This is a genomic window from Thauera phenylacetica B4P, from assembly GCF_000310225.1.
In the GTDB taxonomy this organism is placed as follows: domain Bacteria; phylum Pseudomonadota; class Gammaproteobacteria; order Burkholderiales; family Rhodocyclaceae; genus Thauera; species Thauera phenylacetica.
Map to the genome: position 1 here is coordinate 1 of NZ_AMXF01000001.1, position 21358 is coordinate 21358.

General features: G+C 65.7%; 21 protein-coding genes and 1 pseudogene. 10 read left to right on the forward strand and 12 right to left on the reverse strand.

Annotated elements, in window-relative coordinates:
* The 4 genes from C667_RS00005 to rsmA form a co-directional block, all read left to right on the forward strand.
* A partial coding sequence (locus C667_RS00005; protein WP_004354728.1) for an LPS-assembly protein LptD occupies positions 1–2228 on the forward strand: 2228 nt, incomplete at its 5' end.
* 31 nt (positions 2229–2259) lie between these two features.
* A complete protein-coding gene (locus C667_RS00010) occupies positions 2260–3576 on the forward strand; it encodes a peptidylprolyl isomerase (RefSeq protein WP_004354730.1) in 1317 nt (438 codons plus the stop codon).
* A 79-nt stretch (positions 3577–3655) separates the two neighbouring features.
* On the forward strand, positions 3656–4672 hold the full coding sequence (gene pdxA / locus C667_RS00015; protein ID WP_004354732.1) for a 4-hydroxythreonine-4-phosphate dehydrogenase PdxA: 1017 nt from the start codon (positions 3656–3658) through the stop codon (positions 4670–4672).
* Positions 4673–4715: 43 nt separating this feature from the next.
* Positions 4716–5534 (forward strand): 16S rRNA (adenine(1518)-N(6)/adenine(1519)-N(6))-dimethyltransferase RsmA, encoded by an 819-nt coding sequence (gene rsmA / locus C667_RS00020; protein WP_004354733.1) that lies wholly within the window; start codon positions 4716–4718, stop codon positions 5532–5534.
* A gap of 41 nt (positions 5535–5575) precedes the next feature.
* Here rsmA and C667_RS00025 read toward each other — a convergent pair whose 3' ends face one another.
* From C667_RS00025 to xth, 3 genes are all read right to left on the reverse strand, one after another.
* Positions 5576–5767, reverse strand: a complete 192-nt coding sequence (locus C667_RS00025; protein WP_004354734.1) for a YgaP family membrane protein — start codon at positions 5765–5767, stop codon at positions 5576–5578.
* Positions 5768–5914: 147 nt separating this feature from the next.
* The gene (locus C667_RS00030; protein ID WP_004354735.1) at positions 5915–6616 is read right to left on the reverse strand and encodes a Crp/Fnr family transcriptional regulator; all 702 of its coding nucleotides are present in this window, start codon (positions 6614–6616) and stop codon (positions 5915–5917) included.
* A 40-nt stretch (positions 6617–6656) separates the two neighbouring features.
* On the reverse strand, positions 6657–7430 hold the full coding sequence (xth, locus tag C667_RS00035; RefSeq protein WP_004354736.1) for an exodeoxyribonuclease III: 774 nt from the start codon (positions 7428–7430) through the stop codon (positions 6657–6659).
* 433 nt (positions 7431–7863) lie between these two features.
* Here xth and C667_RS25425 point away from each other — a divergent pair, with 433 nt between their 5' ends.
* The 6 genes and pseudogenes from C667_RS25425 to C667_RS00055 all read left to right on the forward strand — a co-directional run bounded on the left by C667_RS25425 (position 7864) and on the right by C667_RS00055 (position 11209).
* Complete coding sequence (locus C667_RS25425) at positions 7864–8076, forward strand: hypothetical protein (RefSeq protein ID WP_157302019.1); 213 nt, start codon at positions 7864–7866, stop codon at positions 8074–8076.
* Positions 8077–8214: 138 nt separating this feature from the next.
* The gene (locus C667_RS26775) at positions 8215–8451 is read left to right on the forward strand and encodes a helix-turn-helix domain-containing protein (protein ID WP_221439667.1); all 237 of its coding nucleotides are present in this window, start codon (positions 8215–8217) and stop codon (positions 8449–8451) included.
* A pseudogene (locus C667_RS26780) lies at positions 8448–8684 on the forward strand (HipA N-terminal domain-containing protein); the annotation flags it as partial. The gene C667_RS26775 and the pseudogene C667_RS26780, both read left to right, overlap by 4 nt.
* A 166-nt stretch (positions 8685–8850) precedes the next feature.
* The gene (locus C667_RS00045) at positions 8851–9804 is read left to right on the forward strand and encodes a HipA domain-containing protein (protein WP_211207629.1); all 954 of its coding nucleotides are present in this window, start codon (positions 8851–8853) and stop codon (positions 9802–9804) included.
* A gap of 41 nt (positions 9805–9845) precedes the next feature.
* Complete coding sequence (locus C667_RS00050) at positions 9846–10508, forward strand: DUF1889 family protein (protein ID WP_039920390.1); 663 nt, start codon at positions 9846–9848, stop codon at positions 10506–10508.
* Entirely contained in the window at positions 10505–11209 is a 705-nt protein-coding gene (locus C667_RS00055) for a PIN domain-containing protein (protein WP_004354743.1), read from the forward strand. The genes C667_RS00050 and C667_RS00055 overlap by 4 nt, the downstream gene beginning before the upstream one ends.
* A gap of 474 nt (positions 11210–11683) precedes the next feature.
* Here the strand turns inward: C667_RS00055 and C667_RS00060 are convergent, their stop codons facing one another.
* The 9 genes from C667_RS00060 to C667_RS00100 are packed head-to-tail and all read right to left on the reverse strand — an operon-like array spanning position 11684 to position 21357.
* Positions 11684–14461: a conjugal transfer protein TraG N-terminal domain-containing protein gene (locus C667_RS00060; RefSeq protein WP_004354745.1), complete on the reverse strand. Its 2778-nt coding sequence runs from the start codon at positions 14459–14461 to the stop codon at positions 11684–11686.
* Positions 14462–14487: 26 nt separating this feature from the next.
* Complete coding sequence (locus C667_RS00065) at positions 14488–15903, reverse strand: conjugal transfer protein TraH (RefSeq protein ID WP_004354747.1); 1416 nt, start codon at positions 15901–15903, stop codon at positions 14488–14490.
* 39 nt (positions 15904–15942) lie between these two features.
* Entirely contained in the window at positions 15943–16797 is an 855-nt protein-coding gene (gene traF, locus C667_RS00070; RefSeq protein WP_051174581.1) for a conjugal transfer protein TraF, read from the reverse strand.
* Positions 16798–16832: 35 nt separating this feature from the next.
* Entirely contained in the window at positions 16833–17216 is a 384-nt protein-coding gene (locus C667_RS00075) for a hypothetical protein (RefSeq protein ID WP_004354751.1), read from the reverse strand.
* Complete coding sequence (gene traN / locus C667_RS00080) at positions 17213–18526, reverse strand: conjugal transfer protein TraN (protein ID WP_004354754.1); 1314 nt, start codon at positions 18524–18526, stop codon at positions 17213–17215. The genes C667_RS00075 and traN overlap by 4 nt, the downstream gene beginning before the upstream one ends.
* A 21-nt stretch (positions 18527–18547) precedes the next feature.
* The gene (trbC, locus tag C667_RS00085) at positions 18548–19252 is read right to left on the reverse strand and encodes a type-F conjugative transfer system pilin assembly protein TrbC (protein WP_211207630.1); all 705 of its coding nucleotides are present in this window, start codon (positions 19250–19252) and stop codon (positions 18548–18550) included.
* A gap of 19 nt (positions 19253–19271) precedes the next feature.
* Positions 19272–20294 carry a conjugal transfer pilus assembly protein TraU gene (gene traU / locus C667_RS00090; RefSeq protein ID WP_004354757.1) on the reverse strand — a complete coding sequence of 341 codons (1023 nt, stop codon included), beginning with the start codon at positions 20292–20294 and terminating at the stop codon, positions 19272–19274.
* The gene (gene traW, locus C667_RS00095; protein ID WP_004354758.1) at positions 20291–20932 is read right to left on the reverse strand and encodes a type-F conjugative transfer system protein TraW; all 642 of its coding nucleotides are present in this window, start codon (positions 20930–20932) and stop codon (positions 20291–20293) included. Before traW ends, traU begins: the two co-directional genes overlap by 4 nt.
* Complete coding sequence (locus C667_RS00100) at positions 20929–21357, reverse strand: hypothetical protein (RefSeq protein ID WP_051174583.1); 429 nt, start codon at positions 21355–21357, stop codon at positions 20929–20931. Before C667_RS00100 ends, traW begins: the two co-directional genes overlap by 4 nt.
* Between the last annotated feature and the right edge of the window lies 1 nt (position 21358).

Genomic DNA, 21358 nt, shown 5'->3' on the forward strand with positions numbered 1-21358 from the left:
CCCGGGCCACGGCCGCCCCGCCTGCGCCCGCGGCCGAGCGCCCCGCGCTCGCGCCGGGCGAGACCGCAGTCAGCGCGCTGCGCATCCACGGCGAGCGCGGGATCGAGCTGGTCGCCGAGGGCGAGGCCGAGCTGCAGCGCGACGACACCCTCCTGACCGCCGACCGCGTCACCTACCGCGAGCCGACCGACGAGGTGCTCGCCGAGGGCGACGTGGTGCTGAGCCGGGGTGGCGACACGATCCGCGGGCCGAAGGCCACGCTGGTGGTGGGCGACCGTGTCGGCAGCTTCGAGACGCCGACCTACGAGCTCTCGCGCGCCCGCCCGCCCGCGCTCGCCGGCGACGCCCCGCGCACCGTGGCCGGTAGCGGCGAGGCCGACCTGCTGCGCCTGGAGGGCGAGAACCAGTACCGCCTCGCCAACGCGACGTGGACCACCTGCAGCCCCCAGGATCCGGACTGGTACATCAGGGCGCGCGAGCTCGAGCTCGACTACGACCGCGAGGTCGGCACCGCGCGCGGCAGCTCGATCGTGTTCATGGACACGCCGATCTTCTGGATGCCCTGGGCCGAGTTCCCGCTCAGCGGCCAGCGCCAGTCCGGCCTGCTGCCGCCCACCTTCGGCTCGTCGAACAAGACCGGGGTGGACTTCACCCAGCCGTATTACTGGAACATCGCGCCCAACTACGACGCCACCCTGGCGCCGCGCATCATGACCCGCCGTGGCGTCCAGTTCGGCGGCGAGCTGCGCTATCTCGGCGAGGACTACCAGGGCACGACTCGCCTCGAATGGATGCCGAACGACAAGGTGACCGGCGAGGAGCGCAGGCTCGGCTCGATCCAGCACCAGCATCGCTTCGCACCCAACTTCTATGGCACGCTCGACCTCAATGCGGTCTCCGACGATGCCTACTTCGAGGATCTCTCGTCGAGTATCGGCGTGGCCTCGCGGGTGAACCTGCTGCGCGAGGGACGCTTGATCTACGCGGGCGGATGGTGGACCGCGTCCGCGCTGGCGCAGCGCTACCAGACCCTGAATCCGGATCCGGATGTGCGCAACGCCGAGCCTTATCGCCGCCTGCCGCAGCTGCGCCTCGATGCCGCACGCGCCGACCTCGCCGGCGGGATGGCCGGCCTGCTCGAGACCGAGTTCGTGCGCTTCGCCCATCGCGAGACGGACCGCGACGAGGCCTCGCGCTTCGTCGCCTACCCTCAGCTCTCGCTGCCGATGCAGGGCGCCGCCTGGTTCGTGACGCCCAAGGCGGGCGTGCATTACACCAGCTACGACATCGACCGTGCCGCGGGGACTGCGGGCAAGCCCGATTCGATCACGCGCTCGGTCCCGATCGTCTCGCTCGACTCCGGCCTGTTCTTCGAGCGCGAGTCGCACTACTTCGGCAAGGACTACCTGCAGACGCTGGAGCCACGGCTCTTCTACCTGCGCGTGCCGAGCCGCAACCAAAACGACATCCCCCTCTTCGACAGCAACCGCTTCGACGTCGGCTTTGCGCAGATCTTCGCCGAGAACCGCTATTCGGGCAGCGACCGCATCGGCGACGCCAACGACCTCACGGCCGCGGTCACCACCCGCTTCATCGACGCCGAGACCGGGGTCGAGCGCGTGCGCGCGCTCGTTGGCCAGCGCTACTACTTCTCGGACCAGGAGGTCTACCTGTACGACAAGGACGAGCTGCGCCGCGCGGGCACCGGCAACGAGATCCTCGCCGGCCTCGGCGGACGCATCACCAGCACGGTGACCGTGGACTCCTACGCGCAGTACAACACCGAGACCAGCCGCACCGAGCGCCTCAACGCCAGCGTGCGCTACCAGCCCGGCTTCGCGCGCACGCTCAACCTGAGCTACCGCTATGCGCCCAACCTGCGCGTCGACGACGACATCGTGGGCCTCAAGGACATCGACGTCTCCGGGCAGTGGCCGCTCGCGCGCAACTGGTACGGTGTCGGTCGCGTCACCCACTCGCTCAAGGACGACCGCATCACCGAGGCAGTCGCGGGCATCGAATACAACGGCGGCTGCTGGGTGTTCCGGACCGCGGTGCATCGCTTCGCGATCGACGAGGACGACGTCACCAACGCCATCTTCGTGCAGCTGGAACTGAACGACCTCGCCGGGATCGGCTCGAACCCGCTCAGCCTCATCAAGCGCAGCGTTCCCGGCTATGGCAAGATCAACGACTCTTCGGCCAATCGCGTCTTCGGTGAAGACTGAGGCTGCTCCCGCGCATCCATCCCCCATCGACATGAAACAACTCCTGCCCCGCACCCGCGTCGCCATCGCCATCGGCCTCGCGGCCGCCACGCTCGCGCTGCCGGTGCATTCCGCGCCGCGCGCGGTCGAGGTCGACCGCATCGTCGCGGTCGTCAACAACGAAGTGATCACCGGCCTCGAGCTGCGCTCGCGCATCGAGCAGACCCGCCGCCAGCTCGCCCGCCAGGGCGTCGAGCTGCCCCCCGAGGACGTGCTGCAGCGCCAGCTGCTCGAGCGCCTGATCGTCGAGCGCGCCCAGCTCCAGCTTGCGCGCGAGTCCTCGCTGCGGGTGGACGACGCCACGCTCGACCGCGCCATCGAGCGCATCGCCTCGAACAACAAGCTCTCGATCGACCAGCTGCGTGCCACGCTGGAAAAGGACGGCGTCACGTGGAGCCGCTTCCGCGACGAGATCCGCAGCGAGATCCTGCTCACCCGCCTGCGCGAGCGCGAGGTGGATAGCCGCATCGTGGTCACCGACGCCGAGATCGACAACTTCATCGCCAACAACCCCGACGCCTTCTCCGGCCAGGAGTTCGCCGGCGCCCACATCCTGCTGCGCACGCCCGAGGGCGCCTCGCCGCAGCAGGTCGAGGCGGTGGCCAGGCGCGCCGAGCAGGTGATGGCGCGGCTGCGCTCGGGCGAGGACTTCGCCCGCGTCGCCGCCGAAGTCTCCGACGCGCCCGACGGCCTTCAGGGCGGCGGCCTGGGCTGGCGCCCGCTCGACCGCCTGCCGGCGCTGTTCGCCGATGCAGTGCGCCGCATGCGCCCGGGCGAGACCTCGCCGGTGCTGCGCAGCGCCGCCGGGCTGCACATCGTGCGCCTGGTCGACGTGCGCGGCGGCGGCGCGGCGGCCGTGCAGCAGCTCGAGCAGACGCGCGCGCGCCATATCCTGATCAAGACCTCCGAGGTGCTCTCCGACGCCGAGGCCGAGGCGCGCCTGCTGGGCATCCGCGAGCGTGTGGTCAATGGCGCCGACTTCGCCGAGCTGGCCAAGGCGAGCTCGGCCGACCTCTCCGCCGCCCGCGGCGGCGATCTCGGCTGGCTCAACCCGGGCGACACCGTGCCCGAGTTCGAGCGCGCCATGAACGCGCTGCAGCCGGGCGCGGTCAGCGCGCCGGTGCGCTCGCCCTTCGGCTGGCACCTGATCCAGGTGATGGAGCGCCGCGTGCAGGACGTCACCGACGAGCGCAAGCGCGCCGCCGCGCGCCAGGCCCTGCGCGAGCGCAAGGCTGAGCAGGCCTACGAGGACTGGGTGCGCCAGCTGCGCGACAGCACCTACGTCGACTACCGCATCGAGCGCGAATGAGCGCGCCCGCACGGCCGCCCGAAGGCAAGCGTTCGCCTCCCCCGGGGAGGATGTCACGCAGCGACGGGAGGGGAGTCCATTGAGCATCGCCGCGGATGCGGGGCGCGGGCTCGTCGCCATCACCAGCGGAGAACCCGCCGGGGTCGGCCCCGAGCTGTGCCTGCGCCTGGCCGAGCGCGCCTGGCCGCTGCGTCCGGTTTTGCTCGCCGACCTCGGGCTGATGCGCGCACGCGCCGCGGCGCTGGGCAACGCCGTGGGCGTGGTCGAGTTCGATGCCGCGCGGCCTGCGCCCGCCGGCGTGGTCGAGGTGCTGCACCTGCCGCTCGCCGCGCCGTCCCGGCCGGGCGTGCTCGATGCGGCCAATGGAGCCTACGTGCTGCGATTGCTCGACCGCGCCATCGCCGGCTGCGTGCAGGGCGAGTTCGCCGCCATGGTCACCGCGCCGGTGCACAAGGGCGTGATCTGCGAGGGACTGGGTGCCCACGAGACCATGCCCTTTACCGGCCACACCGAATACCTCGCCGAGCACACCGGCACGGCGCGGGTGGTGATGATGCTGGTGGGCGGCGGTCTGCGCGTCGCGCTGGCGACCACCCACCTGCCGCTCGCCGCGGTGCCGGCGGCGATTACGCCGCAGGTGCTGGAAGAGACCCTGCGCATCCTGCACGCCGACCTCGTGCGTCACTTCGGGCAGAAATCGCCGCGCATCCTGGTCGCCGGCCTCAACCCGCATGCGGGCGAGGGCGGGCACATGGGGCGCGAGGAGATCGACGTCATCATCCCGGTGCTCGGGCGCCTGCGCGCCGAGGGCATGCAGCTGGTCGGCCCGCTGCCCGCCGACACCCTGTTCGTGCCGCACACGCTGGCGCAGGGCGACGCCGTGCTCGCGATGTACCACGACCAGGGCCTGCCGGTGCTCAAGCACGCCAGCTTCGGCGGCGGCGTCAATGTCACGCTCGGCCTGCCCATCATCCGCACTTCGGTCGACCATGGCACCGCGCTCGACCTCGCCGGCAGCGGCCGTGCCGACCCGGGCAGCCTGTTCGCCGCGCTCGAGCTCGCGATCGCGATGACGCAGGCGCGCGCCGCAGCCTGAGCGCGGCGAAGCCAGGCCGGGCCACCCCGGCGAAAGGAATCCCATGCACGACTTCGACACCGACGGCCATCGCGCGCGCAAGCGCTTCGGCCAGAACTTCCTCTCCGACCCCAACATCATCCGCAAGATCATCGACGGCATCCGCCCGCAGCCGGGCGAGCTCATGGTCGAGATCGGCCCCGGCCTGGGTGCGATGACCGACCCGCTGATCGAGCGCCTCGGCCACCTGCACGTGGTCGAGATCGACCGCGACCTCATCGCCCGCCTGCACGAGCGCTACACCGCCGAACAACTGACGGTGCACGAGGGCGACGCGCTCAAGTTCGACTTCGGCAGCCTGTGCGGTGGCCAGGGCGCCGACGACAAGCCGTCGCTGCGCATCGTCGGCAACCTGCCCTACAACATCTCCACGCCCATCCTGTTCCACCTCGCCGGCTTCGCCGACCAGGTCAAGGACATGACCTTCATGCTGCAGAAGGAGGTGGTGATGCGCATGGTGGCCGAGCCGGGCACCGAGGAATACGGCCGCCTGTCGGTGATGCTGCAGTACCGCTTCCGCATGGGGCGGCTGTTCGACGTGCCGCCGGGGGCGTTTCGTCCGGCGCCCAAGGTCATGTCGAGCATCGTGCGCATGGCCCCGCTGCCGGCCGAGCAGCTCGGCGCGCACGACGAGGCCTTGCTCGGGCGCATCGTCGCCGCCGCCTTCGGCCAGCGCCGCAAGACCCTGCGCAACACCTTGCGCGAGTTCATCGACGACGCCGGGCTGCAGGCGCTCGGCATCGACCCCGGGCTGCGTGGCGAGAAGCTGTCGGTGGAGCAGTACGTCGCGATCGCGAACGAGTGCGTGAGGCGTGAGGCGTGAAAAAGCCGGCGGGTGCCGGCTTTTTCGTGGGGTGGGCTCGCTTACTTCTTGCTGAGCGGGCAGGTGTTCATGCCGAGCATCGTGTAGGCGGGGCACCAGCCGAGCAGGCCGGTGGCGAGCGGGACGATGCCGATCCAGGCCCACACCGGGCCGCCGAACACCGCCCAGGCGAGCAGCGCGATACCGGCTACGATGCGAAGGATCTTGTCGGCGCCACCAACGTTCGTTTTCATGTGTGTTCTCCTTGGATCGGATGAGGTGAGTGACCGCATTGGAGCACGCGCGGCCGGCTGCGGTCTGTAACCGAGGTTACACAGCCCGCGCTCGATCCAGGATGTTACGCCCGCCCGCTCCGGGACGGGAGCCCGCAAGCGTGGGGCTCAGGCCGCGCCCCTGCCCTCGGAGGCCATGCGGCGCAGCCCGGACGGATCGATGATCTCGACCTGCTCGCGCGCGAGCTTCACCAGGCCTTGCTCGGCGAAGCTCTTGAGCAGGCGGCTGACGATCTCGCGCACGCTGCCGAGCTCGTCGGCGAGCTGCTGGTGGGTGACGTGCAGTACGCGGCCCTTGCCCAGCAGCAGCGCCGCCAGGCGCTGGTCGAGCTTGCGGAAGGCGACCTCCTCAATGAGCTGCATGAGGTCGGCGATGCGCTCGGCGAAGAGGTGGAAGACGAAGTCGCGGAAGGGGCGCTCGGCCATCATCTCGTCGAACACCGCCTTGGGCAGCAGCATCAGCAGGGTGTCGGACTCGGTGACGCCGCGCGCGTTGTAGTCCTCGTGGCCGAGCAGGCAGGACGAGGAGATGATGCAGGTCTCGCCCGGGCCCACGCGGTACAGCGGCAGCTCGCGCCCGCTCGGCGCGCACTTGCTCACCCGCACAGTGCCCTCGACCACGAAGGGGAAGCCCTCGCAGGCCTGGCGGTCGTCGAACAGCATCGCGCCCGCGGGAACGCGCATCCACTGCGCGCTGTGCAGCAGACGGGCGTGGGCGGACGCGGACAGCGCACCCAGCACCGGATAGCAGCTTTCGAGGCGTTGTGCTTCGGCCTGGGGCGTGGGCATGGCGTTGGTGTGCGAGGTCATCGGCGCATTGTCTTACAGACGGCGGTGGCGCGGTGTGGCGTCACGCGCCCAGCGCAAGCTCCAGCACCACCGGCGCGTGGTCCGACGGCCGCTCCAGGCGGCGCGGCGCCTTGTCCACGCTGCAGCTGCGGCAGGCCTCGCGCAGCGCGGGCGACACCAGCAGGTGGTCGATGCGCAGGCCGAAGTTGCGGCGGAAGGCCATCATGCGGTAGTCCCACCACGAGAACGCGCGCTCGGGCTGCTCGAAGAGGCGGAAGGCGTCGATCAGGCCGAGGGCCTGCAGCGCGCGGAAGGCGGCGCGCTCGGGCTCGGACACGTGGATCTCGTCCTTCCAGTCGGGGTGGGCGTCGCGGTCTTCCGGCGCGATGTTGAAGTCACCGGCCAGCACCAGGCGCTCGTGCGTCTTCATCTCCTCGCGCAGCCAGTCGGTCAGCGCGGCGAGCCAGCGCAGCTTGTACTCGAACTTGTCCGAGCCCACCGCCTGGCCGTTGGGGAAGTAGCCGCACACCACGCGCACGCCAGCGATGGTTGCGGCGATGATGCGCTTCTGCTCGTCCTCGAAGCCGGGGATGTTGCGCACCACGGTGGCTTCGTCGATCGGCTGCGGGCTCAGGATGGCGACGCCGTTGTAGGTCTTCTGGCCGATGAACACGGCGTGATAGCCGGCCGCCTCTAGTTCGGTGACCGGGAAGGCCTTGTCCTCGAGCTTGAGCTCCTGCAGGCAGAGCGCGTCGGGCTTGTTGGCGGCGAGCCAGTCGAGGACGTGGGGCAGGCGGACCTTCAGGGAGTTGACGTTCCAGGTGGCAAACTTCATATGTTTCGTAGCCTATTGATTTTGTTCGTGTTTTTTGTGAATCATTGACGTCAATCTGTGCTGGCTACAAGTCTAGCTACAAATCTTGGGCGAGATGGTGTGACCTGCTGGGACATGATCGCCAAGTCACCTGTTTTGTAGCTGGGTGGCAGCCTATCCGTGATCGGCGCGGACCCGTGCGCCCTCGTGGACAACTGGAGGTGGGCTCCGCCAGCGGGATGACGGGAGGAACGGGATTCCGTGCTGTGCGTGCTGTTGTGGAGCCGTCCTTGGTTGCAAGAAACATGTCGCCGCCCAACCGGAACGAAGTCGGCCAGATCGCTCTGCAACGTGTCGACAGCGCGCGCGGGTGTGTGGCACGGGATAGGCTGGGGCTGGACAATCATCATGTGCTTATGGACCTGAAGCTGCATATTTATCCACGACTCTTTGGATGATGCAACGTGCGGCAACCAAGGCCGGAATTAAGGAACTGCCTGAGGCGATGCCGGGTGCTCACGAGTGGCAGTTGTGGACCTACAGCCCGGCCCTGATTCCAGACCAGGCGACGGTGGATCCGTTGTCGTTGATCCTCAGCATGCGGGACATTTTGGATGATCGCGTCCAGATCGCGTTGGGCGAAATGAAGGGGCAACTTCCATGGTGAGTAGCCTGAGGTGGCTTGACGGACACTCATCGCAGTCGGTCGCTCGAGATTTTGTGTCCCGAGGGCTACATTATTGGCCTTGTGAGGTTAATTTGATGCTTGGGGGCTACAGTGACGACGCTGTCCGATGTTGCCGGAATGCTCAGAGGTGCTCGCCGAGAAGCGGGGCTGAGCCAAGATGAACTTGCCCAGCGGGCGGGCGTCGCGCGTACGACCGTGGCGCGGATGGAAAACCTGGCCAACGGTGACATGAGCGTGTCCGCGCTGGTGAGCTTGCTCGAAGCCGCCGGCTACGACCTGAAGCTGGTGAAGGCTGGACACGCGCGCACGGTCGAGGACATCCTCGCCGAGCAGCGTCGAGGTGATTCTGCATGAAGCTCGATGTTCAGGTTAGCGGCAAGACCGTCGCTCAACTCTATCGTGAGCGTGACGAGTACGTCCTGAAGTATCTGCCTGACGCCGATCCGGCCGATTTCGTCAGCCTGACCATGCCGGTGCGTGATGAACCATGGCGCTGGCAGCGTGATCTGCACCCGTTCTTCCGCCAGAACTTGCCCGAGGGCTATCTGCTGAACATCATTCGCGAGGAGTTCGGGCCACTGCTCGATGGCACAGATCTGTCCCTGCTGGCAGTTGTCGGGGGCAGCGGCATCGGTGGTGTCGCGGTCACGCCCGAGGGGGGCAAGCCCGGCGTGGACATGGCGCCCCTGCAGATCGAGAGCCTGCTGACGGCCGAGAACACCGCCGGGCATTTCGCAGTGCTGGTGCGCCGCTATGCCCGCGCATCGATTTCGGGCGTGGTGCCCATTCATCGCGCCGGAAGAAACGCACGACGAGCCACTGGGACCGCTGGGACCGCTGGGCAAGCCCGCGCTACGCACCAGTCGCCACATCATCAAGGGCTCGGACGACAGCACGCCTTACCTCGGCTTCAACGTGTTCTACAGCATGCGGGTGCTGGAGCGCCTGAATGTCGTGCCGGTGGTCCGAACCCGCATGTCCGAGGATCGCCGGGTGCTGGTGGCCGAACGCTTCGACGTGGACGAGCATGGCACGCCGACGCACGGACTCGAAGATGCCTGCGGGCTGCTCGGCCTGCCGCCCCACGAAAAATACGCGACCACCACAGAGAAGGTGCTGAACGCCACGCGCGCCTACCTGCCGTCCGCCCAGCTACGTGTTCAGTTGGAGCAATTCGGCTGGCATGTGTTGACCAACTATGTGGTGCGCAACGCGGATTGCCACGCCAAGAGCATTGCTCTGCCCTACACCCGGCTCGGCGACGTGGGTTTCACGCCGGTCTACGACATCGTGACGACCCAGGCTTACCCGCGCTACGCGAACAACCCGCCGGGGCTGTCCATCGATGGCTGTCAGACCTGGGCGGCGGGCAAGGCGCTGCAGCGCTTCTTCAATGCGCGGCTCGGCATCGCGCCACGGCACTACGCTGAGATGGTCGAGCGCTTGTGCGGATCGGCGGTTCAGATCGGCGAGGAAGTGATCGAAGCGGCCAGGAACGAGCCGCGCTGGCGTCCGGTTGCCAAGCAGATGGTGCATGCGTGGAATGAAGGCATGACATCGCTACGGGACCCGAAGAAATCCGTAGCGCTCCGAGGCCTGGATACCGCGATTGCTGCGGACGGCTTCTCCGACCCAGAGCCACCCGAGCAGCTCCGCGTGACGATAGGCCACTCCGAACCGCTGGCACCGCCACGGCGGAGACGCTGATTTTGCGGAAACTCCCATCACTTCAGATTGGTCCAGCCAACATGACAGAAAAAAGCATCGAGGTCTTCCAAGACCTGCATTTGAAAGGCCGCGTATCGGCAAGCTCCATCCGAGCCGGCATCCTGGCCCAGGTTCAGGAACCCTGGCACCACGATCAGGAGCGGGAAGAAGACATCCGGGGTCACGCAAGCGATGGCGAGGACGTGATCGTTCTCGTGCGAGATGCATTCGATGATGTTGACGAATCCGGCCTGGTGCTCTGGCAGGAGGGAGAAGGCTACAAAGTCTCCAACATTGTTCCCCGCAATGTCGGTGAACTTGGCATCACCAAGTACAACATCATCCTGCGAGACTTCGTCGCCAGGATTGCAGCGCCTGCCGCCAGCGTCAGCGGCTTCGATGTTGAACTGACTTCTCCCCATCAATCACTGGATGATTGGCTCGACGCAGAACCCGCGGCAGCATTGCGGCGTTTTTCGCGCTTGGCCAACAAGTCCACAGGTGCCGCGCATCCCATGGACAGGGAGCGGTGGTATGCCTTCCTGATCGCGACACACCACACATCGAAGCGCCTGGATACCGATCAACTCGTACGCTGGCTCGTCGAGGTGGAACATTGGTCCGAAGACAAAGCCCACGAATTGGCGATCGATTATGAATTCGGCCTCGGTCTTCTTGAGCAATATGAGCAGTCGCGCTCATGAGCTTGAGTTCGCAGCAGGTTTCCCGCCTGGTGGGGCTGGGTTCGCCGGTGCTGTGCGTCGACACATGCACCGTGCTTGATGTGGTTCGCGACATCACGCGCGAGACCGCCACGACCGGCGATGTCAATGCCGGACTTGCCTTGCTCTCGATGGCCGAAGCGGGTTCCGGCCTGATCGTCCTCATGGCGGAGCAGGTCACCCTGGAGATCGCAAGCAACGTCGCGAGCGTGGAACAAGAGGCGCAAGCCGCCTTGCAGAAATTCCTGGCCCAGGCCCAGCGCATACACGATGTAGCCAAGGCCTTTGGTGCCCAAGGAAATATTCAGGTTCACCATCTCGACGGACATGTCAGCCGCGCCAAGCCGGTACTCGATCGTTGGAAGCAGGTCGCCAAAGTGGTGCCGCACAACGACGGCGTTGCCAGTCGAGCGTTCAGGCGCGTCAACGAGCCTCGTACCCCTGCTCGGCGCGGCAAGGAGTCGATGAAGGACTGCGTGATCGTCGAGGCCTACATCGAAGCCACGAGCCAGTTGCGTGCTGCCGGACTGACAGCGCCCATCGTCTTTGCGTCGTCGAATACCAAGGAGTACTTTGCCCCGAACACCAGACATCTCCAAAACGACATCGCTGGTGATCTTGCGGCGGTGGGCATGGAGTACGCCCCAAACTTCGGGGCCGCGAAGCACAGCCTTGGCCTGTAGTCGCAAGCACGGCAAATTTGGTGGAGTGGTTTGTCGGTCACGTACGTACTTTGCGCTTGGATATTGGCCCGCAGCGATAGCGCCGCACTTGCAAACTGATCGACCCTGGATAAGCTGGGGTCAGGAGGTGGTGAGCATGCGAAAGTTCTTTTTCTTCTTGATTCTGGTGCTTGGTGCAGGGGGAGGGCTCTTTGTGGCTTCCCACGAAAGCTGGGCTACCAAGGTGGGAATGATGACACTGGGGATGATGTTTACCGCTCCTTTTGGAGCAGCATTGACCGGTGTGGGACGTGGTCACAGGCGATCTCGAAGCGATCGGATCCGTGGAGCCAGCAGTCCTGGTTCTTTGTTCAAGGGCGATGTGCCAATCCGGCGGTGGGATCGATAGCGGGAGTGTCCGAATTTCTGTGTTCGAGGCGGATTGTTGAATTCGTCTTTGCGTGATGTTCATTGAACAGATAGCCGCTTTTCGGGTTACTTGCGATCCAGCAAGTCTTTGACTTTGTCTCCGAGGTTGTCAGCCGTTGCAGAAGCATCGCTGCCTACTTGCCTCATCGACTGTAGAACCAAGGACTTTCTTGATTTCAACGTCCCATCCTCTGTCTTGACGACCTCCGCCTTGTTGTCGAACTCGCCACTCTTGGCTGCAGTCGTGCCCTGAATCTCGCTGGCTCGCTGCTGAACCTCTCGGCGAATCGGTGAGGGTGGATAGGCGGGGCGGTCAAGCGGACGGCTGGGGTTGCTGCCGAAGCGCGACGTCGCCCCGTTTTGGGCGCGATGGACGTTCTGGATATCTGGCGAGAGGGCTGCTTCACTCCGCTGCTGCCGATGAAGCTCACGAATACCCTCGAAAGAAGCGGGTAGGCTGCTTCCATCCGACAGAACGCGGGTGGGCCCCAGCGACTGCCGGGCGAGTTCCGCCGACATCAAGGTGTGGGCTGCGGCACTGTTGCCACCGTACGTTTGGGCGTAGCGCAGGAACATCTCCATGTTGTACGGGTCCTGGGCAATGTCGATCGAAATCGCCTCACCCTTGGAGTAGGCGGTTGATGCCTGGTTGGCGAAACTGACTCGATCGGAAAGCGTTGCATCTGCCCTTTCCGAACGGGCCTGCGTTGTGCTGAGGCGGGATGACATTTCCCGTGCCTCGCTCGCATCGTTCGAGACCGCCTGCAGGAAGCTGGTGTCTCTGGAGACGCGGTCGCCGAACTGTTTGAATGCCACCAGTTGGTCTCCAGTCAGGCTGGCCAAGGCCTTCTGATCCTGCGCCGAGAGGCTCGATTGGTACGACTTGTCACCGCTGGACTGGAACTTCCCTCCGATGAACTTGGCGTCGGCGCCGACATGTGCCGCAGCACCGAATGCCAGACGTGCCACCTGAGCCTGGCTGAGCCCGGTGCTCTGCGAGACGGTCTGGACGATCTGGTCCAGCTTGTTCAGTGTTTCCCCCATCTGCTCGAAGCTGCCAGAACTGGTACCGGCGCTGTTGCGCGTGGAGCGCAGCTTGCTGAGTCCCCGCGAGAACACCTCCGACAGCGCGGCAGACCGTTCTGTAGTGGCGGCCACAGCTTCACCTCGTGCAGCATCGACCTGTCGGCTGGCTTGCTCAACATCCTGCTCCGACACCCGCATCGACACGACTCGGGAAGCGAATCCCTGGTTGCGCAGCAGACTCACCGCTGTACGTCCGGTCAGCGCGTTCGACGAGAACGTATCCCCCGAGAGATCGTTCTGCCAACTGCTCATGAAGGCCGAAGTGCGGTTGGGCGCCAGCCGCATCTGGTCCATGGAGACGTTGCCCAGGCTGGTATTGCCCAGGGCCGCAGACCCCGTCGAGGAGCCCAGCAACGCCTGCAGCCCAGAGAGTCCGCCCACCATGGCGGTCCCGAAGTTCTCCATGCGCTTCAAGGCTGCCCAGGCGATGAAGGGGATGCTGATCGCCAGGTAGCCGACGATCGCTTCACCGGAGATCGCACGGGAGTAGATGCTGGACGCGGTCTGCAGCGTCAGCATCTTCGTTCCTGTGCCGAGATCGGCGGCCGAGGCGATGTCGTAGGCCGCGTAAATCGAGGCCATGTAGTTCAGCACAGCATAGAGCGGCGGCCAGAGCTGGATCCAGATCAGGATGGCAGCGTAGCCCTTGAAAGCCATCAGGCTCTCCCGCCCGCTGGTGAGCAGGAGCAGCAGCACGAAGAGCGGAAAGAGGGCGTAGGTCACCGCCTCGATCACGTTGCGGAACACAGGCAAGGCTTGCTCGGCGGTCTTGCCCGCATTGATCCAGGCGGCGTTCTGCTGGGCAACGCCTTGGGCGCGGCCGACGGCGAGCACCATGGCGGCCGGGTCGTTCACCTTCTGCCCGACGATCTGGCCGGTGTCGGCGATGGCGTTCAGCACGGCGTTCTGGCGGATCAGATCCGCCGCGGTGGCTGAGGCCGAGGCGATGTTGTTCTTGATGTAGGCCTGCTGGATCTGGCCGGCGATCACGCTGGCGGCGGCTGTGCCGGGCAGCGTGGGGTTCAGCCGGAAGGCGAGTTGTCCCTGGATGCGGCTGATCTGGGCGGGAATCCGGGCGCTCAGATTGACGTAGGCGTTGGGGCAGGTGTCGACCGTCGTGCCGGTCGTGTTGGTGAGCGGGGTGAAGCGTGCCGGGTTGGGCGTGGACATCAGGGCCCAGACGTCGTCCGAAGTAGAGAATGCTGCCGGCGAGATCGTTCCGTCGAGGAGGTCGTAGGTCGTGCAGTTGTGGATGAAGTTGATCAGGTCCGTGCGAAAGTTCGGATCCTGGAAGACCACGCCGCCGGTTTCCCGGATCAGACGGTTGCCGAACATCAGGCCGTTCTGTTCGTAGCGAAGCTCGCTGGGCAGGGCGCCGGGGCCGGGGATGACCTGAAAAGCCGTCTCGAACAAGCCGGTCAGTGTGTGACCGATGGTGCTGGTGAGACTGCCGAGCACGGCCGCGCCGAAGGGGACGTTGTCGACGACCTGCACTGGCGTGCCGCCGGTCTTGTCGACGATGCCGACCGTGACCTTGGGGACGATCAGGATCGAGAAGACCAGAACGACCGTCCCCAGCCACTTCCAGCCCTGGAGCTTCTCGGGAGCGAATGCATAGGCGATGAAGGCGGCGACGAAGCCACAGAATGCCACAGCGGCGACCGCGGAGGCATAGTCGCCGGAGGCATGGATGGCGGCCGCGGCGTTGAAGACCCCGAACAGGCTGGCCGCGTTCTGGTACGCATAGATTTCCCACATGGTGGCGCTCCCCGGTCAGCGACGGATCAGCGCGCCATGTAGGCGGCTTGCTGCCCGAGCATGTCCATGACGTGCTGGGGCATGCTGGAACGTAGCTGGCGCTCGAGTTCTTCCAGGTGGCTCGATACCGCGCGGAACGAACCGACCTTCTGGTAGAGGAGGTTCTTTTCCTGGGCGATCTGGGAGAGCATGGCCATGGCGCGCTGGCGGATGTAGACGGCTTGCTCCCGCTGGGTCTGCTGCAGCGTGAAATCCTTCTCCAGGGCCGCGAGCCCCACGCGCAGGTTGCGATCAAGGAAGACGTAGGCGTAGTCGGCGGCGATCAGGTCGCGGTACTGGGCGATCAGGCTGTCCGCGAGGCCTGAGCCGGGAATGCTGGTGCCGATCGACAACATCTTGTAGACCGGCTCTGTGGTCTGATTGACGAAGCCGACCTCCACCGAGTTGTTCGGGATGGCGGTCCGTGTGGCGATCTTCTCCGCGATGGAGCGCATCAGTGTCTCCACCTTGGCGGTGAACGGGGTGTGGTTGTAGGCGGTGTTGAGGGAGACGACGTCGCAGTCGCTGTAGTTGTTGCAGCTCAGCATGTGCTGGACCACGTTGGTGCCGCTGCCGGCCGCTTGACCATAGAGCAGCTGGCTGATCGAGGTCAGTGTCGGCGCGACGGGTTCGGGGTCGCGCGCATTTTCCTCGGGGTAGTAGATGACGGTACCCACGATGCTCATGATCAACTCGCGTTCGGCGTCGTCCAGATAGCTGCCTGTCCGCTGCAGGGCCTTCCAGGTCAGGTTGCCCACGAAGGGCGCCTTGTTGCGGACATTGGCATCACCGGAACTGCGCGCCGACGCGAGGATGCTGGGGCGGTCGCTGGAGCAGCGGCGGCGGGCCGCATCGCGGTCGCTTTCCATGCCCATCTCGATGGCGAGGTCGGCGCAGGTCTCCTGCGAGCTATAGCCCAGGGATTCGGCGGCCGTGCTGACAATGGCCTTGGCCGTCTCGCAGGAGTTGATGCGGGCGTTGTTGATCCAGGTTTCCAGACCCTTGGCCCATTTCGTGAGGCCACCCAGCAGGGGAGAGACGGCCTCGAGTGCGAGCTGGAAGGCGATGCCCGGAAGCGCAGCCGTGATGTTCTTCAGCATGTTCTTGAACTCGGTCGCAGAGATGTGGCTGAAGCTGCCCCCGAAGACGTCGATTCCGCCGCAGCCCGCCTTGGCGCTCGGGAACTGGATGGCCGCGAGCTGGTAGACCTTGTTCGGCGTGCGCATCATCAGATTGCCCCCGGTGTAGGTGTTGTAGGTCTGGCCCCGGAACGCGCCGGGAGCGGTGTAGTTGCCGATGGCGCCCAGGCTGTTGAACATGTTGTTGACCTCGGCGTTGAGGTCTCCCGCACGGAGCGGGGCGGACGTGGTGGCGACGGCGATGGACAGCGCGATGGCGATCACTCGGCGGACTGCGGGTTGGATTCGGGGCATGGGCGGCTCCTAAGGCAAGGCGATCTGACGTGTAGCGCTGGGGAGCATGGCCTTGCCCTCGGGGCTGCTCACGATGGCGATGCGCTCAAGCAGTTGCGATTCCGAGAGCACGCCAAAACCGATGGGCGTGATCTGGCCGGAGAAGGGCTGCGCGAGGAAGACTGCGGGCACCTGGGCGACTTGCAGGGCATTGGCAATGCCGTTGTCGCGCCGGGCCCCCGGAAAACCGGTCATGGGACCGCCATCGATGCTGACAGCGACCACCTGGATGCCGTGCCGCGCCTGGAAGGCTTCCAGCACTGGCGCGAAGGCGTGGCAGTAGGGGCAGTCCGAGCGATAGAAAAAGAACAGCACATGGTCTTTGCCCAAGTGGGCCACGGCCCGGGAGCGTTCGGCGCGCTGGGTTTCGTCAAAGACTTCCAGGGCCTTGGCGTTGACGGGGCGACCTTGAAGTGTCGGGTCCAGTTCCGGCGTCGCCCATGCAACGCGCTTGGCCATGTCGGCGAAGGCGGAGGCTTGGCCCACCACCTTGGATTCGAGTTCCATGTAACGTCGCACGTTGGCCTCGGTCGGGCGGATGATGGCGATGTTGCGGTACTCCTCCAGGGTCTTCTGCAGGCGGGCAAACTCTTCCAACTCGGGTATGCGTGCCTTCTGCGGCTGCGCTGTTGCAGTTGATGGCGCTGGAGTCGGCTGCGGAATTTGCTCGTCTTCCTGGGCCGGGTCTTCGTAGAAGTGCCAGCCGCGCCAGCGGTCCCTCCAATAGGTAGAGGGTGGCGTGGCGCGCGCCGTGGCTTGGGATGGTCCGGCCTCTTGAGCGGGCAGGGAGGCCGTCGCCAACAACATGGCGAAGCCGAGGGCCATTCCGGCAATGAATCGGCGGTGCTCCACGAAACCCCCTACGAGAGTGAGCCGGGCGGACGCCCGTCGAGGCAGTAGTTGATGCCGAATTCGACGGTCTGGCGCCGGGGTGCCGCTGCTCCGGGCAGGTTCACGCCGTCCTGCCAGAAAGACACCTTCAGGCGTGCGCATCCGGGCTGGGCGTAGCGCTTCTCCGTGGAGACATCGATGTAGATGGGCGAGGACGCGCTGAAGCGTTTGGTGATGGCTTCGGCAACGTCGCCGATGAGCACGCCATGGGCTTGCCCGTCGCTGGACTGCAGGGCGGCGAACATCAATGGACGAGGATCGGTGACGGGAGTGCGGGCCACATCGTCGGCGCGTGCGCATGGCGCGAAGGCTGCGATCACCAGTGCAAAACGGATGAGAGCGGTGCGGTTCATTGGCATTTCCCTTGACCGTAGTAGCAGGAGGTCACGCGGGCGGCGTTGTTGCTCTGGAGGCTGCCCACGTTCGGCAGCGTGGGCACGATGGAGGCGTAGAACTCGGTCAGGTCCATCGCCGAGAAATTCAGGCTTTGCAGTTCGGCGACCGTGAAGCCCGAGCAGTCGGGACTCCTGGCGGCTCCCCAGCCTCTTCCGACCTGCATTCGCCCTTGCTCGTTGATGAGCCGGGCGAGCTTGCTGTTGAAGCAGCACTTGCTGGTGGTGTGTTCGATGCACGAGACGCACTTGCCGAGAATGCGGATGCATGACGAGCACCAGGTGCCGACCGTGTGGCACAGGCCGGCCCCTTCCTTCATAGCCAGCTTCCCCTCCTCTTCGTTGCAGGACATCATTGACATCACGATGTAGATGACGACCGCGATGGCCAGTGTCCAGGGGTCAAAGGCGATGACCAGGCTGTCTCCCGCGTAGAGCACAGCGGAGCCTGCAGGCAAGGCCGCGCCGTTCACGGCCACGGTGACGCCGTAGGTGGTGAACGTGCCGGAGAAACCGCCACTCATGAGCAGCGCCTGCATGCCCTGATAGAGGAACTGTCGGTTCTCAGCATTCATGAGCACATCGAAGACGAGTCTCGATCCGGTACCGAAAAGGCTCTGGTTGGTCATGCCTGCGCCGGCCGAGTCCGAATGGCAGCAGTTCTTCAGCAGCCGGTCGCGGCAGCGGTTGTCTTCGCCCTTGAAGACCCGCATGTTCGTCGTGTCGAGATAGACACCGGCCTCCCGTACGGCCTCCATGTAGGTCATGGACCGAGCGAAGTCGGCGTCATTGGTGTAGCTGGTGTTGAAGCAGTTCGAACCCAGGCAGAAGACGTTCGACGGGCAGCTTGAAGCTGCGCACCCGGAGTAGTAGTCGGCAAGGCTGCCGAGCACGCTGTTTGGGCTGTCGGCGATGTTGCGGGCTGTCGTTACCGAGGGGTCGTAGGGCGAGATGGCGGTACGCGGGGTATTGGCGGAGATCGCCGCAGTGCTTTGCGCCTGGCACACCGGGTCGGTGGAATTGCCCGAGCAAGCGGCAAGGCGAGCGTTGGCGGCACCGGATAGGCTGGGCTGGCCGTAGTACGCCGTCTCCGCAGGCGTCGTCGTATAGCCCGGCACGACACTCGAAGCGCTCGATGTCCCGACCGCGCCTCGGGCGACCGGGTTGGTCGCCTGCCCGGCAGCCGTGCCCTCTTCGAATGGCCCGGCAATGGCTGCGGTCTGCGTTGTGACGAAGCAGGCGAGGGTGAAGTAGACGATGAAGCGGCGCATGGTGGTCACTCCGTCCTGGGCTCAGGGTCTGAGGCGCGCGAGGAAGATGCCGGCGTCGGAATCGAAGCGGGGCGCCGCACGGCGCAACTGATTGAGGGCGTAGTCGAGGCTCACGTCTCCCGCTGCGCTGACATAGTCGGTCGGGGGCGGGCAGGTGCTGCCAGCACAACCGGCGGGCCGGCTGCCATCCCGGGCAAGCACGAAGGTGGGCACCCGCTTGACCGCGTAGCGGTCGAAGGCCTGCGGATCGATGAGGATGGCGATCTCGCGCGTGCCGATGAGTTTCTGGATACGCATGACCGTATCGCGCAGCGAGCCATTGGCGAAGCCCCGGATGAGGATCGCTGCCTTTGCGCGTGCCGCCTGATCCACGAGACGCGCCAGGGTGGACTCGGGCATGGCCAGGCTTACGAACACGAAGAGGCCTGGGTCGGAACCGAGTGCGGGAGGTGTTCCCTGCGCATATCCTTGGGCGATGTCGCCGATGTTGGGCAACGCATTCGTCAGGGGCTTGGGCAGTGCATCGATGCGCGGCGTGGTGACCGCCCCGGCTTGGGGTACCGGGACCGAGTGCTGTCGCTGGATGCGGCGGACATCGTCTTCCGTGACGGTCGGCGTCTCGCGCCGGACCCTCGCGAGGTCTTCGTCGGTGATCACCGGCGCAGGCTGCGCCGCAGCCCCGAGGGGAAACAGCAGAGCGGCCAGTACGGCAGAGGGGCGGATCACGGAACCGCCTGGAAAAAGATCAGTAGCCCACACAGCAGTTCCTTTTGCGAAAGAGCATGAAGGCGAAGTCCTCGCCCTTGACCGGGTATTCCTTGCCTGCGCCCCAGATGATCGTGGTGCGGCCGAAGGGCTGGCAGCAGCGGCCGCCTTCCTTTGCGGTGTTGGGGATGGGGTAGGTGAGTTGGGTCTTGTAGGCCGTCTTGTCCATGACGGGTTCGAAGTAGGGACCGCACAGGCCGGGGGTTCCATGCCAGCCCCAGGCGATCAGTTCGCGGTGCATCTTGGCGGTGAGCCGCTGGACCAGCAGCGAGGCGGTGCGCACACCGCCCATGTGGTAGGGCACGTGGCCGTCCATGGGGTAGATCGCGCCCTGGCAGCCCGCACACCAGAACATCTCCTTGATGCCGAAGCCCATGGTCGCGGCCACGCAGTCGGCAGCGCAGGCCGCGACTGCGATGGGATTGGCGAAGAGCACCGCGTCCGGGTTTAGGATCAGGGTCAGTTCGTCATCCGCCCACAGGGGATCGACTTCGGTCAGGTAGGCGAGATCGAAGGAGCCTCTTTCCAGGCAAGGGAAGTCGGTGACAACCTCCAGCCAGTACATCACCGGGTTGATGTAGAAGTGCGCCTGGTAGAAGCTGCCGCCGTCGCCATCGCCTTCCGGGCGTGTGAAGCGGGCGGCCTCGGGTGCCGGGATGCCAGGATCGAGATCGATGCCGCCCAGGGAGACGAGGCAGTAGGGCTTCCTGACCACCTCGACGTGCCGGGCCGGCTCCCAGAAGCCGATCGAGAGTCCGATGATCGGATTCACCCCGCAACTGCAGATCGGGCTGGACGGGTTGTCGGTGTCTTCCTGGTTGCCGTAGTTGCCGATGCGGGCGCTGCCGACGCTGATGGGCAGGATGCAACTCCAGCAGATGTCGGTGATGGGGTTCGGGAACTTGCCGGTGCAGGTGGCGGCACCGGCCGCAAGCGCCTGGGCCCACGCGATGCAGGCCAGGAGGGCCAGCAGCAGGGATCGAAGGAGCCGGGCGGCTGTCATGGCTTGACCTCCAACTCGTCGATGCGCAGCCGCTTGCCTTCCTGGGAGACCAGGGCGGGCACCTGCCGGATGCCCAGGCGCCTGGTCAGGAGGCCGTGCTGGTCGTAATAGACGGGCGAGCGCCAGGCTTGCATGAGGTCGAGGTAGGAGCCTGCCGTGAGGATGGGCTTCACCTTGCCGTCGTGGTGCTTCATCAGACTGCGGGCCTGGGCGACCTGGCGTGGGTCACGGGCGTCGAAGAAGAACAGGCGGCGCGACAGGGAGACGACGTCTAGAGGATTGGCGCGGGTGCCGGCGGCGAACATGAGCCGCCCCTGGGCGTCGCTCACGTTGCGATCGAGGACGTAGGTCGGATCGAAGTAGAAGGTGCGTTTCGCCTGGGTGGTCACGAGACCGGCTACGGGCTGGGGGTCGCGCACGGAATCGACGCCGCGGGCGCGCGCTTCCTGTTCCAGGCGCTGCAGTTCGCCACTCGCGGCCTTGTCGCGCAGGCGCTGCTCGATGAAGCGCAGGAGATGCGGTTCGGCAATCTCGTAGGTCGGGCCGATCACGCCGGCATCCGCTGCATGGGCCGGCGTGGTTCCAGCCAGCAGGGCGAACGTAGACAGCGCAAGGAGGGGGAGCATGCGCAGGTTCATCGCGTCCCTCCTGCGGTGCAACGGATCTGCCGGATGAACTGGGCGCGCTGGGTGGTGTCCTGTTCCTGGGTGGCACGGATCAGCCCCATCAGCACGGGATCTCCGCCTTCCTTGGAGACGGCCTGGCGCAGTTCGGCCATGGTCAGCGTGCGGCCGCATTGGAGGCGGTAGGCGGCCAGATAGACCTTGGCGCCGTCCGCGGCAGCCGGCGCGAGTTGCTGTAGCAGACCCAGGTAGTCCGCCAAGGGCATGTCATTGGTTGCCGAGGCAGGGCCTCGTGCAGGGCTGGTTTGTGCCCGAGCCGTGACCACTGTTCCCAAGGCGATGAGCGTTGCCAGAATCGCGATCACCAGTAGCCGCGTGAAGCGTACGAGCCGGGCAATGCTCAGAGGATGGTCAGGAGGATGGCGAAAGGGGAAGGGCATG